At 27.4% G+C, this 18,538-nt stretch carries 11 protein-coding genes; all 11 read left to right on the top strand.

The genetic code is table 11. The annotated features are described in order from the left end of the window. The first annotated feature begins 130 nt into the window (after nt 1–130). The 11 genes from NWE74_RS14015 to NWE74_RS14065 all read left to right on the top strand — a co-directional run bounded on the left by NWE74_RS14015 (nt 131) and on the right by NWE74_RS14065 (nt 18,338). On the top strand, nt 131–8,227 hold the full coding sequence (locus NWE74_RS14015; RefSeq protein WP_258243613.1) for a DUF7507 domain-containing protein: 8,097 nt from the start codon (nt 131–133) through the stop codon (nt 8,225–8,227). 204 nt (nt 8,228–8,431) lie between these two features. Beyond that, nucleotides 8,432–8,896, top strand: coding sequence for a methylated-DNA--[protein]-cysteine S-methyltransferase (locus NWE74_RS14020; RefSeq protein WP_258243614.1), 465 nt, complete (start codon nt 8,432–8,434; stop codon nt 8,894–8,896). A 27-nt stretch (nt 8,897–8,923) separates the two neighbouring features. Beyond that, entirely contained in the window at nt 8,924–9,397 is a 474-nt protein-coding gene (locus tag NWE74_RS14025) for a GNAT family N-acetyltransferase (protein WP_258243615.1), read from the top strand. Continuing rightward, nucleotides 9,390–10,751 (top strand): MATE family efflux transporter, encoded by a 1,362-nt coding sequence (locus NWE74_RS14030; protein WP_258243616.1) that lies wholly within the window; start codon nt 9,390–9,392, stop codon nt 10,749–10,751. Before NWE74_RS14025 ends, NWE74_RS14030 begins: the two co-directional genes overlap by 8 nt. Before the next feature lie 137 nt (nt 10,752–10,888). Continuing rightward, nucleotides 10,889–11,215: a nucleoside triphosphate pyrophosphohydrolase family protein gene (locus NWE74_RS14035; protein WP_258243617.1), complete on the top strand. Its 327-nt coding sequence runs from the start codon at nt 10,889–10,891 to the stop codon at nt 11,213–11,215. A gap of 208 nt (nt 11,216–11,423) precedes the next feature. Beyond that, the gene (locus NWE74_RS14040) at nt 11,424–12,131 is read left to right on the top strand and encodes a LytR/AlgR family response regulator transcription factor (RefSeq protein ID WP_258243618.1); all 708 of its coding nucleotides are present in this window, start codon (nt 11,424–11,426) and stop codon (nt 12,129–12,131) included. Nucleotides 12,132–12,309: 178 nt separating this feature from the next. Further along, nucleotides 12,310–14,196, top strand: a complete 1,887-nt coding sequence (locus NWE74_RS14045; protein WP_258243620.1) for an ATP-binding protein — start codon at nt 12,310–12,312, stop codon at nt 14,194–14,196. Between the two features lie 198 nt (nt 14,197–14,394). Continuing rightward, the gene (locus NWE74_RS14050; RefSeq protein ID WP_258243621.1) at nt 14,395–16,089 is read left to right on the top strand and encodes a methyl-accepting chemotaxis protein; all 1,695 of its coding nucleotides are present in this window, start codon (nt 14,395–14,397) and stop codon (nt 16,087–16,089) included. Between the two features lie 190 nt (nt 16,090–16,279). Next, nucleotides 16,280–16,603 (top strand): iron-sulfur cluster biosynthesis family protein, encoded by a 324-nt coding sequence (locus tag NWE74_RS14055; RefSeq protein WP_258243622.1) that lies wholly within the window; start codon nt 16,280–16,282, stop codon nt 16,601–16,603. Nucleotides 16,604–16,744: 141 nt separating this feature from the next. Beyond that, complete coding sequence (locus NWE74_RS14060) at nt 16,745–17,329, top strand: helix-turn-helix domain-containing protein (RefSeq protein WP_258243623.1); 585 nt, start codon at nt 16,745–16,747, stop codon at nt 17,327–17,329. A gap of 214 nt (nt 17,330–17,543) precedes the next feature. Continuing rightward, complete coding sequence (locus tag NWE74_RS14065; RefSeq protein WP_258243624.1) at nt 17,544–18,338, top strand: CPBP family intramembrane glutamic endopeptidase; 795 nt, start codon at nt 17,544–17,546, stop codon at nt 18,336–18,338. Nucleotides 18,339–18,538: the final 200 nt, after the last annotated feature.

Here is an 18,538-nt window from a genome sequence, read left to right on the forward strand (position 1 = left end):
TCAAAATTAGACAAATTTTAAATATTAATTTAAAAATAGTAACCAAAAAATAGAAATTTAGTATTATATACTAAGGTCTTTTTATAGGAAGACTTAGGCTTATTAAATTTAGTAAATAGGAGGAAATAAAGTGGCACTAACACAACATTTCTCAGCAATTGATAAGGCAATATTAGTATCTACTGGAAATAGTTTAGTAGTATGTGGAAGTACAACTGCTCCAGATGTAAATACTTCTGACCTTATAAAAACAGATGGTACAACAACTAGAGATTGGAGTCAATCAGGAAGTACAGCTAATTTAAATATACTATCTAATAGTACAATTCTTTATGCAGAACTTGTATGGTATTCTACTGTATATAGCAATGTATCAGGTTCTTTAGATCTTAGAAGTATACAAGATAATCCAATAACATTTGCCACTTCAAAAGGAAGTTATCAAATAACACCTCAATATACAGATAGTTATACTGGTACGTCTGGAACCATAGATAGATATAGAGCAGCTGATGTAACAACTTATGTACAATCTGCACTGTCAGGTAGTTACACTGTAGCTAGTGTTCCTATAAGTGTTCCTCGTACAGGATTAAGTAATTCAAGAGCTGGATGGTCATTAACAGTAATATATAGAAATGATTCATTTAAGCCACAGCAAATTATTTATGAATCAGGTATATCCGTAGCAACTCCAAGTACACCTTTACAAACAACAATATCAGGATTTACAACCCCTTCAACTCCATCAAATTTAAAAGGAAATGTTTTCATAGCTGCGGCAAATGGAGAACCTTTAAGTGGGATAGAGAGTGTATCACTAGGTCCATCTTTTGCACAATTAAGTAATATTGGTAATACTGTAAATAGTCCGAATATAAACCCAGGAACCGCTCCAAACAACCCAGGAAATAACTTTTTTGCAGGGATAATAAATGTAGCCGACCAAACTAACTCTAGTAATGGACTTTTAAATATAAATGGTACTAACGGGACTAATAATAACGATGGTTTTGCTCCTATTCAAACATTAGGAGGAAGAAATAAATGGGATATAACAGATGTAGATATATCTAGCACGCTGATTCCGAATCAAACATTATTAGCAGGACAAATAACTGAAGGTACCGTGGGCGATGGAGTTCAATTAGTAGCATTAGGTGCTCAAGTACTTGCTCAAGCTCCTGACCTAACAGCTTCTTTGATGTTATATGATATAGATGGTGATGGTCAATATAATGTTGAAGTTGGAGAGCAGATGGTATATGGAATTCAGATTACTAATAATGGATCTGTAGCAGCTAATAATGTTATGTTATCTACGGTATTAGATCAAAGTTGTACATTTGTTACTAACTCTGTTGTAGTTAATGGAACTGTTATGAATGGTGCGGATATAACTAAGAGTGTTAATATAGGAAGTGTTCCTACACATGGTATAGTAGATGTAACGTTTACTGTCATAGTGAATAAATTACCATCAGGGCCAATAGAGTATAATGGAGTATTATTATATGAAACAGTGAACTATAGCTATCAATTTACATCAGGCCAAAATACTATTACAAACTATGATTCAACTAATACAGTTCAAGTAATAGTACAAGAAGGATTATTAAGCATTACAAAGTCAGCTTCTACAACATCTCTTAGTGTAGGAGATACTGTTACTTACACAATAAATATAAACAATATAGGTTCAATATCAGCAACAAATATATTGTTCCAAGATAAAGTTAATCAATATTGTTCATTTGTAGATGGAAGTTTATATATAAATGGAACAAATTACCCAGATGATGATCCTACAGTAGGAGTTACTTTACCTGATATGAATGTTGGAGCAAGTACCCAGATAGTATTTGAGTCTAAAGTAAATTCGCTATCTCCATCAACAAAAGTAAATAACTTATCTTGTGTATCATTTGGATATATATATAATCAATATGGATATCTAAGAGAGCAAACTATATTTAGTAATAGTACGTCTATACAAGTTAATTATGTAGATGTTATAGGAGAAAGATGTAATAGTAATAATTATCCTAATATAGGAGATACAGTGACTTATACATTAAGCTTATCAAATATAGGAAATGAGTCTGCAACTAATGTTCAAGTACAAGAGCCACCAATACCAGGAGTATCATTTGTTACAGGTAGTGTTAAAATAAATGGAACATCACAATCAGACTTAAATCCGTTCACTGGATTTACGCTAACAAATCCTATCAACCCTCAGCAGACTACAACTGTAACTTATCAAGTTTTAGTTAATCAACTTAATCCTGCAAATACAATAGAAAATATTGCTCAAGTTCCATTCAAATATCAAATATCACAAGGCAGTAGTATTATAAGTTCAGAAAAAGATTCTAATAAAGTTGATACTATAGCAAATTATGTATGTATGAATATATCTAAAAGTGTAGATAAGGCTTATGCAAGTATAGGCGATACTTTATACTATACAATTAATGTAAGTAATAGCGGTAATATAAATGCTACTAATACAATGTTTTTAGATAGCTTACAATCCCAGATATCACTTGTATCAGGATCAGTATATATAAATGGAGTATCCTATCCAAATTATGATCCAACGCAAGGATTTACTATAGGAACTATATGTCCAAGTGAAATAGTAGAAATAACTTTTAAAGTTACAGTTAATTCTGTTCCTAATCCAAATATAGTATATAACCATGCAAGTTTATTATACAATTATCAGCCAGACCCTAATGCTAGTACATTAATTAATACAGTCTATAGTAATACTGTTCAAACTACTATAAATCAAGCCTTATATACTATAACAAAAAGTGTAAATAAAACTTATGCACAATTGGGTGATATACTTGTTTATACAACAACTATACAGAATACAGGTACAGTACATTTAACAAATATTATATTTGCAGACTATATTGGTGCTTGGATGAATTTATATCCAGGAACTGTATATGTAAATGGTGTTAATTATCCAAGCTATGATCCAAGTCAATCATTCTCTATAGAGGATTTACATCCTGGAGAGATAGCGACCATAGTTTTTGCAACTACGATAGTCAAAACACCACCAGTTGGATATATACCAAATATGTCAGAAGCGAATATAACATATCAAGTTAATCCAACTTCTCCTGTAGTAACTAAAACTATATTTTCTAATACTGTTGTAACGTATGACCCTCTAGGGACAATAGATTTAGTTAAAAGTGTAGATAAATCATACTCAGTAGTAGGAGACACTTTAACTTACTCATTTACAGCTACAAATACAGGAAATACTACTGTAATTAACACTCTATTTAATGATACACTTCAAGCAGAAGCAACATTTGCAACAGGATCTGTTATGGTAAATGGAATAAGCCAACCTTCATATGATCCAAATAAAGGTTTTACATTAGGAACAATATATATGGGTCAAGTTGTAACTGTCAGTTTCCAAGCGACTATAAATAAGTTACCAAACCCTAATGTTATTAAAAATAGTGCTACAACAGCATTTAGCTATTATGTAGATCCATCTCAACAACCTGTAACTAAAACTGCAACAAGTAATACTGTCACAACAACAATAAATAGTTATTCAGCAACATTAACTAAGAGTGTAGATAAATTATATGCAACGATAGGAGATACTTTAAATTATACTGTCACAGTTAATAATACTGGTACAGTATCTTTAACGAATGTTAACTTTATAGATATTATTGCTAATGGTGCAACGTTTGTGCCGGGTTCAGTATATGTAAATGGCGTAAACAACCCAAGTGCTAATCCGAATACAGGTTTCTCTATAGGTAATATTAGTGCAGGAGGTAGTGAAGTTATAACATTCCAAGCAACTGTAACAACTGTTCCAACACCTCCAACAATAAACAACACAGCTAATATGACATTTGTATATCAATTAACTCCAACATCACCTTATGTAAATGGTAGCTTGACAAGTAACATAGTTACTACAAATATAAGTATGATGTCAGTAACCAATACTAAGAGTGTAGACAAAGCATATGCAACGGTTGGGGATACTTTGACTTATACTTCAGTAATAGCTAACAATGGTAATATAAATATAACAAATACTAATTTTATAGATAATATACCGAGTAATACGACATTTGTAAAAGAATCGGTAAAAATAAACGGAACACCTTATTCGAGTTATGATCCAACTGTTGGATTTACTTTAGAAACTATAACTCCAGGATCATCAGCAACAATAGTATTTGAAGTAACAGTAGCAAGTGTTCCAAGTAATGGATATGTAACAAATACCTCTAATATTAGTTACCAATATCAATTAAATCCAAATTTACCACCTATATCAGCAAATGTAGCTAGTAACTCTGTAACAACTTATATAAATATGGGTAATTTGACAATAACTAAAGCTGCAGATAGAAGCATAGTTAAATTAAATAATGTTATAACTTATAATTTTGTGGTAACTAATACAGGTAACACAAATCTTACTAATTTATCTTTCAAGGATACAATCCAGGGAGAATCTTCATTTAATACAGGATCAGTATATATAAATGGAGTTAATCAACCAAGCTTAAATCTTAACAATGGATTTAGTTTAAGTGATATACCTGTAGGACAGCAAACTACAATTAGTTTTACAGTAACAGCTAATTCAATACCATTAAATAATGAGTTATTAAATACTGGTAGTGTAACTTACTCATATCATATAGATCCTAAAGGAAGCCCTACAACAAAGACAGCAACATCTAACCAAACGACAGTTTATGTTTATGATACTATAATGTCTGCTAATAAATCAGTAGACAAATCAATAGCTAAAATTGGAGATACTTTAAACTTTACAATTAATGTAAGTAATGAAGGCAATGTGTCAGCTAAACAAGTATTATTTGAAGATATATTAGATTTAAATATATCATTTGTTACTGATTCAGTATATATAAATGGAAATCAAGAAAAAGGGTATGATCCTAATAAAGGATTCTCATTACAAGATATAGAGGCAGGTTCAACTACAACAGTAACTTTCGAGGCTACAGTAAAAACCAGACCGGCTAACAATATAGTTTACAACTATGCTGTAATTAATTATGAATATACTGTAGGTCAACAAACTACACAAGCAGCTATAAATACTAATACTACTCAAACTTATGTTGCAGTTGGAGAGTTAACAATTGCTAAATCAGTAGATAAGATATATGCTACAGTTGGAGATAACTTATCATACAGCGTAACTATAACAAATACAGGTTCAGTAAATGCAACTAAGTTAGCATTCCAAGATTTAATACCAAATGGAGCTACTTTTAACACAAGTTCAGTAGTTATAGATGGTATATCTCAATCAACATTTAATCCGAATACAGGATTTAATTTAAGTGACTTGATACCAAATCAATCTCATACAGTGGTATTTAGTGTTAATGTTAGCTCATTACCAGCAAGTGGAGAAATAGATAATACTGCTGATGTAACGTTCACTTATCAGTTAACTCCATCAGATAGTCCTGTTACAACGACAACTCCTTCTAATACTGTTAAAACATATATAGAAGTGTGTATGTTAAATCTTGCAAAAGTAGTAGATAAGTCATATGCAACGATAGGGGATACTTTAAACTATAGTATAACTATAAATAATACAGGAAATGCTAATGCTACTAATATAGTATTCAAAGATATGATTCAATCAAATGCTACATTTGTTAGTGGATCTGTAAAAATAAATGGAACAACTCAATCAACTTATGATCCAAATAAAGGATTTATTTTATCTGATATACCTGGATATGGAACTACTACGGTAACATTTGCAGTAACAGTTCAGACTTTACCAACAAGCTACATTATTTACAATGCAGCTACAACATCTTATAGTTACTATATAAATCCAAATAACCCTATTATAACAACACAATCAACAAGTAATACAGTAACGACAATGATAAATATAGGATTACTTACAGCTACTAAATCAGTTAGTAAAGCATACGCAACAGTAGGAGATATATTGACTTATACAGTAAATATAGTAAATACAGGTAATGTAGTGGCTAGTTCTATAAACTTTAGAGATGTTATACCAACTGGATTAACTTTTGTAACAGGGTCAGTGACTATAAATGGAACATTTTATACAACGTATGATCCTTATGCAAGTTTCACATTAGGTAATATATCACCTGGTGCTACTGTAGTTGTTACATTTAATGCCGCTGTAGCATCTTTACCAACTCCATCATTAGTAAGCAATACAGCAAATATAACTTTCTCATATTATGTAAATCCAAGTGGATCTATTATAGTAGCGCAAGTTAACTCTAATACAGTAACTACTCAAATAAATGTTGGAACAATAACACTTACAAAGAGCGTAGACAAATCATATTCTACTATGGGTAATATATTGACTTATACAGTTGTAATAAATAATACTGGTAACGTAGATGCAAGTAATGTGATATTTACAGATAACTTACAAATGGATGTTACATTTAATGAGGGATCTGTAATAGTTAATGGTAAGTCTGAGCCGACTTATGATCCAACTAAAGGATTTATCATAGGAACAATATCAACATTAGGCTATGCTACTGTATCATTTACAGTTACTGTTATACCTGCACCAACTCAGAGCACAGTACTAAACTTTGTAGTAGGAACATTCTCTTATAAGGTAGATCCTAATGGTCAATATTATAGCAACTCAGTTCAATCTAATACAGTATCAACTATTATAGTAATACCTAGCTTAACTGCAACTAAGGTAGTAGATAAAGCGTATGCAACTATAGGAGATACTCTAAACTATAATGTATCAGTTCAAAACACAGGGAATACAACTATATCACAATTATTCTTTACAGATTTCTTATCTAATGGTGCAGTATTTAAATCAGGAACTTTAGTAATAGATGGAGTAAGTTATCAAAATTATGATCCTACTGTTGGATTTAATTTGCCAAATAGCCTTATAGCTGGAAATACATCTTTGGTTCAATTCCAAGCAACAGTAACAGCACTTCCATCACCACCACAAGTAACGAATTATGCATTAGTTAATGGAGTATATTATGTAAATCCTCAAGGATCAACTTATCCGATAAGTGCAACATCAAATACAGTAACTACTAATATAAACTTAGGTAGTTTATCTAATACAAAAACTGTAGATAAGATGTATGCTAGCGTTAATGATACAGTAACTTACACTTCAACGATAACTAATACAGGTAACATAAATGCTACCAGTATACAATTTATAGATTCATTACAATCAGCATTGACTTATGTATCAGGGACTGTAACTATAAATGGAGTAGTATATCCATCATTAGACCCAACAGTTGGATTCTCATTGTCAGACTTAGCTCCAGGTCAAACAGTAACGGTAGTATTCAGTGCTAAGATAAATTCGCTACCAACACCACCATATGTAACAAATACTTCTAGTGCTCAATTTAGTTATTATATAAACCCTAATACAGCTATAATAACTAAGACTCAAAACAGTAATACTGTAACAACTAACGTTGTTTTAGGTAAGATAAATACTACAAAAGCTGTAGATAAACCAATAGCTACACTAGGAGATATTTTAACTTATACAGTAACATTGACTAATGTAGGGAATGTTATAGATAATAATGTATTATTCCAAGATACACCATCTACCGGAGTAACATTTAATAAAGGAAGTGTAACTGTAAATGGAACTAGCCAGCCAACATATGATCCAACAGCTGGATTTAGCCTTGGTAATATAGGAATAGGTAATGTCGTAACTGTAATATTTACTGTAACTGTGAAGTCAGTACCTTCAAGTAATCAAGTAACAAACCAAGCTATTATTCCTTTCCAATATGTAGTTGATCCAAAACAAAATCCGTACAGTAGCACAAGTTATTCAAATACTGTAACAACAAATATTGCATATGGTAATTTAAGCGTAAATAAATCAGTAAACAAACAATTTGCTACGATAGGAGATACGATAACTTATACAGTTGTAGTTACTAATGTAGGTAATATAAATGCAACTAATGTTGTATTCTTAGACCCAACTCCTCAAAACTCTATATTTGTATTAAGATCAGTAACTATAAATGGTGTAGCATACCCAGATTACAATCCATCTGCTGGATTTAACTTAAATACAATGACGCCAGGTCAAATTATAACAGTAGTATATCAAGTTCAAGTTATAGATTTATGTTAAACTAAAAATAGCTTATTAGAGAAAGAGATCCCTTAATATTTTAAGGGATCTTTTATATATATTTGAAGATATATAAATTGAATTATACTCAAGAAACGTTTATAAAGATAATTTTATAGGATATATTAAAAAAGTAATGTCACTGATATGATATAATGAACAAAATGGTATAGAGTATAAACTAATTTATTTTGGAGGATAGATATGGATAAAAAATTTTTTGCTTATTATGATTCACCTGTGGGTATTTTAGAAATATGTACAACAGAAAATGAATTGATTTCAGTGTTATACGTAGAGGATGCAAACGAATCTTCAGAATGTCCAGAGATTTTACAAGAGGTTATAAAACAATTAGATGAATATTTCAATGGAGATAGAAAAGATTTTGATATAAAATTCAAATTAAAAGGAACTGAATTTCAAAAAAAGGTATGGACTGCATTAACGGACATACCATATGGTGAGACTGTTTCATACAAAAATATTGCTACGAAAATAGGTAATGAAAAAGCAGTAAGGGCAGTAGGTAGTACTAATGGTAAAAATATTATAAATATAATAGTTCCTTGTCATAGAGTAATTGGAGCAAATAAAAGTTTAACTGGATATGGTGGAGGACTTCACAGAAAATCATGGCTTTTAAAACATGAAGGCAGTATTGAATAATTAACTAAATTAGGAGAAGTTCAAAGTATGAGTTTAACTATAAAAAATATTAATGAAAAAAATAGAGAAGACATCTTAGGGCTAAAAGTATTGAAATCACAGGAGAATTTTATAGAAACTATAGAAGAATGTTTAGATGAAGCAAGTGAAGATTCAAAATGGAGAACGGTTGGAATATATGATGAAGATATAGCAGTAGGTTTTGCTATGTATGCTTTATTTTTAGATGAGGGTAAAAATGGAAGGGTATGGCTAGATAGATTTTTAATCTCACAAGAACATCAAGGCAAAGGATATGGTGAGAATGGCATTAAACTTTTAATAAAACAATTATATCGTGAATATGGATATAAAAAAATATACCTAAGCGTATATGATATAAACAAAAATGCTATAGGTTTATATAAAAAAATAGGCTTTGATTTTAATGGAGACGTTGATTTAAAAGGCGAAAAAGTAATGGTAATAAATTTAGATAATATGGAGAATTTGAATGATTAAAGCAAATATTTTTGAAGATAAATCAATATCTAATTTAATCATTTTATTTTCATTTCCAGCTATATGCTCTTTAGTTCTTGAATCACTATCTTCTATGATAGATACTGCATTTGCAGGTCATTTAGGTAATATGAGTCATGAAGCTTTGTCAGCCATGGGAATATTAAGTCCAGTACTATTACTTCTAATTGCTGCGCAATTAATATTTGGAGTATCTACAAGTATAGTCATATCAAAAAAATTAGGTGAGAATAACAAAGAAAAGATAAATAATACATTTAAAGTGGGACTGTATGCAAGTTTTATATCAAGCACTATGATATCTATAATAATATTTTTATTTCAAGATATTATATTAAAGGTACTTGGGGCAAATGGGCTAGTAATGGAGCTTGCAAAAGATTATTTAAATATAGCTATAATATTTAATATTTTTAGTTCAGTTGGATATATGCTAGTTAATAACATTAGAGCTTTTGGATATCCTAAAGTTGAAATTATAGTAGGTGTTTCATCAACGGCAATTAATATAATATTTAATGTATTATTTACTTTTATTTTTAATATGGGAATAAAGGGTATTGCATTATCTACATTAGTTAGTGAAATATTTTATTTTACATTTGCTATGATATTTTTAATAAATAAAGGACTATGGATACAAAAAAGTAATTTAAAGCTGATAGAAGGAAAAGAAATATTATTATGTTTAGTTAAGATAGGATTTGTTCAGTTTTTGATGCAATCATTAAATAGTGTTAGTGGATTTATTATTAATAAGGTTTTGATAAGATATGGGAGTATGTCATATGTAGGTGCGTGGTCTATTTGTAGCAATATAAATATGGTTATTTTATTACCGCTAATAGGAATAACCCAAGGAGTTCAGGCATTAATAGCATATTTTATTGGGAAAAATGATATAGAAAAAGAGCATATAGTAAAGTCTAAAATAGTAAAATATAGTTTGATTTACTCTATAACCTTAACTGTTTTAGTATATTTATTTACTTATAACATAGCAAAAATATTTACAGATAATACTGAATTAGCTAATATATCAGTACCTATAATGAAAATAATAGTAACGGGATTTCCATTTTTAGGTATAATATATACTTTAATTACATTCATGCAAGTATCTGGAGATGAGAATAGTGCGAGTAGATTAGAGCTAGTAAGACAACTATTATTCCTTATACCTTTAGTTATACTTCTTCCTGAATTGTTTTATAGATACGATATTATGAATTTAACACCGCAGATTGCTATATTTTTTTCAATACCAATATCAAATATATTACTAGTATGTATATATATTAAAAAATTAAAATTTTTATATAAGAAAGATTAATAAAAATACATGTATTTATATATGTATTTTTTTTGATTATATTATTAGTCAATTCAGTGGAATAAATATGTTTTAAATCGTATTTCATGATATAATAAGTGAAATTGTAAGATATTGAATTAATATGAGGTGATCTAATGAATATAGAGAAATTTGAAAGTTATCAAGAACAAATACAAAGAACGAGAAGTTTTAATGAAACGGAGCTTGCTAATTACACATTAGGATTGGTTTGTGAAGCTGGAGAATTTGGAGATTTGATAAAAAAGCACCTATTCCATGGTCATGAATTAGATGAAGAAAAAGTAAAATCAGAATTAGGAGATGTACTTTGGTACCTAGGGAATATATGCAATATATTAGATATAAAGTTAGAAGATATTGCATTTGGAAATATTCAAAAACTAAAAAATAGATATCCAAATGGATTTTCTCAGCAAGACAGTATAAATAGAGAAGAGTAATGAAAATAAATATTAATTTTATTTTTCATATTAAAAAATTATTGTATTATACGTAAAATTTAAAAAGAGATTTAAAATTATTTATTATAATTAAAATCTTGTCTGAGGTTTTTTATACTTAGAAAATATGTATTAAAAATCGTATCATAAGAAAGGAGTATGTTTTATGCAATAATGTTATTTAGACTATTGTATAAAATAAGTTTGTATGATAAAGATTGCAATATGTGATGATGAAGAAATATATTTAAACAATTATTATGATATGATGATTAGAATAAAAAAAATATACGGTTATGATATAGACGTATTAAAATTCTATTCTGGAGATGAATTAATAAATACTTTGAGTAAAAAATATATTAATGTAGATATTATATTTTTAGATATTATCATGAAAGGCATGAATGGAATAGAAACAGCTAAAAAAATAAGAGAGCTAAATATAACATCAGAAATAATATTTTTGACTAATAGCAAAGAATATGCTTTAGAAGGATATGATGTAAAGGCATTTAATTATATAATTAAAAACTCTGATAATATGGAAGATAAAATTAAGGAAGCAATAAAATATTCATATGAAAAATTAGAGGAATATTTTATTATAAGTAATCAATCTGGAATTGAAAAAATAAGATTAAGTCAAATTGTATATATAGAGTCGAATAAAAGAAAGATCATTATTAATACTTTAAGTGGAAAATATGAAACGTATGAGAAGCTAAAGGATTCATATCAAACACTAAAATATAAAGGCTTTTTAAAATGCCATAGAAGTTATATTGTAAATCAAGATTTTATAAAAAAAATAGAATCAAAAGACATAGTAACATCTACAGGAGAAAGAGTACCTATTAGTCGAAGTAAGATTGAAGAGATAAAATATAGTTTCATGGATTATTTGTCAGGATAAAAATTAATCTATATTAAGAAAAAAGAACAAAGAGATAAAATATATCTCTTTGTTCTTTTTTAAGTGAAAAGTTATAATCTAATGATTAAAAATTTAATATATAATAAAAAGATTATATAATGTATTAGCAAAGAGATATTTTAATTGAGAAATTACAGGTTTTAAGAAAGGATATAATGTGAAAATAAATATAAAAAAAATTATATTGTTAATTATAATTTATATAGCAACTATTTTGATTATAAATACGGACACTAAACATGAATTTATAAGATATAAAGAGTACATAGGTATTTTAGAAGAGAAATATAATAAAGATATAAATCAAATATTAAAAAAACTAGAACAGGAAATAAATGAAACTAGATTATGTAAATATGATTATGGTAGAAACTTATTATTATATCAGCATTATAATTATGCTAATAAAAATTATCAGGAAGTGATTGAAAACTATGATAGTTTAGAGCGTTATTTTTTAAAATATGGGATGAAAGAAGAATTATTATATTTATATTCTATGCTAGCAGGCATATATGTAACCTATGAAAAATATACAGAGTCATACATATTCATATATAAAGGTGAAAAGTTAGCAAAAGAACTTTATGAAAAATATAAAAATGAAAATATGTTATCTGAACTTATAGCCATAAGATACCTAAAGGTTACTATAGCACATGAAATAGGTATGGAGGATGAAGCTGATAAAGTATTCAAAGAAGCAGAAATTTTAAGGAGTAAATACAAAGGTAAGGAAAAAATTGATATATATTACAATATTTTACTTTACTATAAAAACAAAGAAAATGCTGACTTAATGATAAAATATGCAAATAAAATATTAAAATTAACTAAAGATAGTGTAATTCAATATAATACGTATATATCTACTAATATTATACTTGCTAAAGCCTATTTAAAATTAGGTAGTATTGATAAATGCATACAAATTGCAAATGGGATAAAAAGTGAAGATGATAAACTTCCTAAACATCATAGGTGTAATTTATATACATTATATGCAATGATATATGAACACTATGGCCAAACCGAAAGTCAAATAAAGTATTTAGAAATGGCATATAATGAAATAAAAGATACCACGATGAATAGAAAGCAACTTGTGGTACTAAATGACATACTTAAAGTTTATACTAAAGAAAATAATAAAGATGAAATTATTAAATGGTTTAAAGTTTATAGAGACAAAGTAAATGATTTAGAAGATTATAAAAATACTCAGTATTTAATGAGTGAAATAATAGACACAGATTTGCAAGTTGCAAATTCTAATATTGAGATATTAAAGCTCCAAAAATATAATTCTAATTATATAGTTATTATTTTAGGCATGATGACCACGATAGTTATACTATTTGCCATAAGTATAAACAAAAGAAAAAAACATTTAGAAGAAAATATGAAAATTTTAAATCATCAATTAGAGTATCAATATAATTATTATGAAAATATAAAAAAATGTCAGGAAAAAACTAGACGTATATGGCATGATATGAAAAATCATATAAGCATACTTTATGAATTGATAGATAAGAAAGAATATAAAGATGTAAAAAGTTATATAAATGAACTAGATATTCAAATAACAAATGCGCAAACTAGAGTGATTACTAATAATAAGATTATTGATGCGATATTAACATCTAAGCTTGAAGTTTGCAAATTAAAAAGTATTAAAGTTGATTTAGATATAAAAATTCCATCAAAGATAAATATAAGTGATTTTGATATATCTGTTATACTTGGAAATTTATTAGATAATGCCATAGAAGCATGTGAAAATATACAATATGAAGATTTAAGATATATTAAAATTAAAAGTGGTATAAAAGGGCAGTATTTATTTATAAACATAAAAAACAGTTTAATGAAAGAAGTAATAAAAAGTGGAAATAAATTTATAACAATAAAAAAAGATAAAGAGAACCATGGTATAGGTATAGATAGTGTAATAAATAGTATAGAAAATTATAATGGAGATATAAGAGTAGACTATAATGATGAAGAATTTAATGTATTTATATTATTAGATGTAAATTAAATATAAAAATTATAGCTAAAAACTAAAGATGCGAATAACAATTGGTTACAAAAAATATGCAGTTCATTACAAATATGATTCGGCGTATTTTTTTTTGAGTAAAATATATTTTGATATTAAATATTAGGGTATAGATTATAAAAATTAGTTTAATAAGCTATATTGAATTTTATTATTTAAACTATTTGGAGGTCGCATATGAAAAATTTAAACATAGGTAAAAAACTAGGAGTAACTTTTTTTATTCTAGTTATTTTTGCAGCAGTTGCAAACTTTAATGCAATATATAATTTAAAAAAATCACAAGAATTAAGTACGGAATTATTTGAAGGGCCATACATAGTAACTAACCAATCTATGGGGCTTAGGAAAGATATAATTTCAATTTCTAGGAATATGAATAATGGATTTCTTGAAAAAAATTTAGAAAAATATAGGTCTGTAATTTTAGAAGATTTTGATAGTGCTTTTAAAAGGGTAGAGATACTTAAGCGTAGATTCTTAGGAAATCAAAAATTAATTAATGATGTTTACAATAAAGTAAATATATTAAAACAAGAATATGAAAAAATATACAACATTGTAGAGAAAGAGAACTTTAACGCAACAGTAGCAGATATAGATGCTGTAGCATACTCAGAAGCATTTAATAAGTGTATACAGGATGCGATAAATATAAATGAACAATCAGAAAAAAATGGACTTAAATTTTATGAGGAATTACAAAATTCTGTATCTAAGTCTATAATTACATCAACATCATTAGGTGTATTTGCTACTATTATAGGAATAATTATATTTATGTATATTACAAAAACATTAAGAGAGCCAATTAAAGAAATAGAGATAGTTGCTAATCAAATGTCAGAAGGTAATTTCGATATTGAAATAAAATACGAATCAAAAGATGAATTAGGTAATCTAGCAAATAGTATGCGAAAAATGAGTGAAAATATAAAAGCAGTTATAAATGATACTGTTTATACTTTAGATGAAGTATCATCAGGAAATTTTGATATAAATCCTAATGCCGAGTATATAGGTATATTTAAATATATTGAGGAATCAATGATAAAAATTACAAATGATTTAAGTGAAACTATGAATCAAATAAATGTATCATCCCAAGAAGTAAAAGCCGCATCAGAGCAAGTATCAAGTGGATCTCAAATGTTAGCACAAGGTGCAACAGAACAAGCAAGTGCTATTGAAGAATTATCTGCAACCATAATAGATATATCTAAAAAAATAAAAGATACAGCCAAGCATTCTCATGAAGCAAATATACTATCAATAAATGCTTCTAATGAAGTTAAAGATGGGAATGAAAAAATGAATAAAATGATAGAGGCAATGAAAGATATTTCTGATACTTCTAGCGAGATAAGTAAAATTATAAAAACTATAGATGATATAGCATTTCAAACAAACATATTAGCGTTAAATGCAGCAGTAGAAGCAGCAAGGGCGGGTTCTGCTGGTAAGGGGTTTGCAGTAGTAGCGGAGGAAGTAAGAAATCTTGCAGTAAAATCAGCACAAGCAGCTCAAAATACAGCTGTACTTATTGAAAATTCAATTCAAGCTGTCGATAATGGGTTAAACATCGTAGACAGTACAGCACAATCTCTTAGTAGAATAATTGATGAAACTAATAAAACTACTTTATTAATAGATGCGATAGCAAAAGCATCTGAAGAAGAATCAAATGCAATAGTTCAAGTTACCGTAGGATTAGAACAAATTTCAGATGTAGTTCAGACTAATTCAGCAACAGCTGAAGAAAGTGCTGCAGCAAGTGAAGAGTTAAGTGGACAATCACAAATACTAAAATCTCTTATAGAGAATTTTAAAATAAAGCCAAACCTAGATTCATATAAAATCATAAACTTTTAGAAAAAATGGAAGCAAATAAGCTTCCATTTTTTTATTTTATACATCTTAATCAATTACAAAATATTTTGTGTATATTGTATTTAATTAATTTTAATTTATAAATTATACAAATTTTAAAATAAAACATTTATAATCTTTATAGTGAATAAATATATATAAGTAAATTATTTAATAATGGGGGATTTTATTTATGAAAGTAACTTTACCACAAGCAGCTGTTGAAGTATTAAAAGAAATACTAAGTGAAAATGAAGATAAGGCCAAAACTATAAGAGTTTATTTTGCAGGATTTGGATGTAGTGGAGCATTTTTCGCAGTAGCATTAGATGAAAAAAAGGAATCAGACTTATCTCATGAAACAGAAGGATTGACTTTTATAATGGATAAAGAGGAATATGAAAAATACGGAGATGTGACTATAACTGATACAGGTCATGGTTTCTTAATTAGTGTAGAAAATATGCCTAAAGGTGGCTGTAGCTGTGATGGTGGATGCACAGGATGTGATAATTAAAAAAATATAATATATTTGTTAAGAATACTAAATTTTATACTAGTATTCTTTTGTTTTATGTAAAATAACTACACAACTCTACGGTAAGTTTATTGAATACTTTTACTAATTAGTTTAAATTAATATAAAGAGGTGATAACAATGGACTGTAATAAAATTGGTAAATTAATATTGGAACTTAGAAAAGAAAAAGATATGACACAAAAACAAATCGCAGATTTATTAAATATTAGTGATAAAACCATAAGTAAATGGGAAAGAGGTTTAGGATGCCCAGATATTTCTTTACTTCCAGAATTATCACAAGTGTTAGGTGTGAGTATAGATGGAATTTTATCAGGTGAAATAAATTTAAACGAATTAGTAGGAGGAAATATGAATAAATTAAAATTTTATGTATGTCCACAGTGTAATAATTTAGTTACATCTACAGGAGATGTTGGAATTACATGTTGTGGTAAAAAAATAGATGATTTAGTAGCTAAAAAATCAGATGAAAAGCATATACTTAATATTGAGCCAGTAGAGGATGAACTATATGTAACATCTGAACATGAAATGAAAAAGAAACATTATATTTCATTTGCTGCGTATATCAAAGGAGATAGAGCATTTATAATAAAGCAATATCCAGAATGGAACTTACAATTTAGATTTAAAAAGCAAGGACATGGTAAACTGTATTATTATTGTACAGAGCATGGTTTATTTTATACTATAATATAATAAAAAACACTATAAATGTATACATTTATAGTGTTTTTTTGTTTTTTTATATCTAAATTTAAAATATATATTTTAATATTAAAAAATTTAATTATATCTATATACAAGTATTAAAATGGAGTTTAAAATATACTTATTGGAAAAATTGAGATTTTAAATTACTGATATTTATAAAAGAGTCATAAAATCAACTTTAAAGTGTTAGGTGATTATAATGAATAAGAAAAAAATAGCAATTTTTACTACAATTATTTATGTAATTGTTTTGGGGAGTGGATTATATTTATACAGTTGGTTTGTTGGAAACAAAGTGAATGAAGTTGAAAAATTGTTAGTATCTCTAATATCACAAATTATAGCTGTAGCATGTGTAGTATATATAATTAATAAGTATTATGGATGGAAAAACATAGGATTTAGAAAAATAAAATTAAAAAGTATAATATGGTTCTTTCCATATATAGTAATAATAGTGCCAATGATTTATGAATTTATAATACATATTTGTAAAAATATTACGTCATTTAGTGTTTCTACATGGGCAGTATTATTTATTACATTTATAGGAGCTTCATCAGTAGGTTTTTCAGAAGAAGCGATATTTAGAGGTATATATTTAGAGAGTTTTAAATCAGAAAAAACCGTTATTAGACCAATGATAATAAGTTATTTAGGATTTTCTATTTTTCATATTGTAAATTTATTTGTAGGGAATTCATTTGCACAAGTATTTATAACAATTATAGTTTCAAGTCTATTGGGATTCTCATTTATTGCATTAGCTATTAAATTAGAAAGCATATGGTTAAATATAATTTTTCATACAACTTGGAATTTTATTTTGATTTCATCTCAGACATTAAACTTTTCAGTTTCTAAAACTTCAGGATTCATAAGCGAGGTAAATATCTTAGTGGGAAGTATTCTATGGCTTATGATAATAAAAAAAGATAAAATAGAAAGAAAAAAATCATTTATAACTAATGAAAATAAAAAAACTACAGTGTAAGGGGGACTGTAGTTTTTTTATTGGGGGAGATAGGTTTACTTTTTTCCGTTCATATTTTAAGTATGACCTAATTATATATAGTTTATACATAAATTATAAAATAATTACTTTGATTAAATATTAATTTATATAAAAATTTTAGTTAAATATTAATTTAATTGGGTATTTATTAAAATAGTGTAGTACTTTAGCTCAAATGG

This window comes from Romboutsia lituseburensis, from assembly GCF_024723825.1.
Classification (GTDB): Bacteria; Bacillota; Clostridia; order Peptostreptococcales; family Peptostreptococcaceae; genus Romboutsia_F; species Romboutsia_F lituseburensis_A.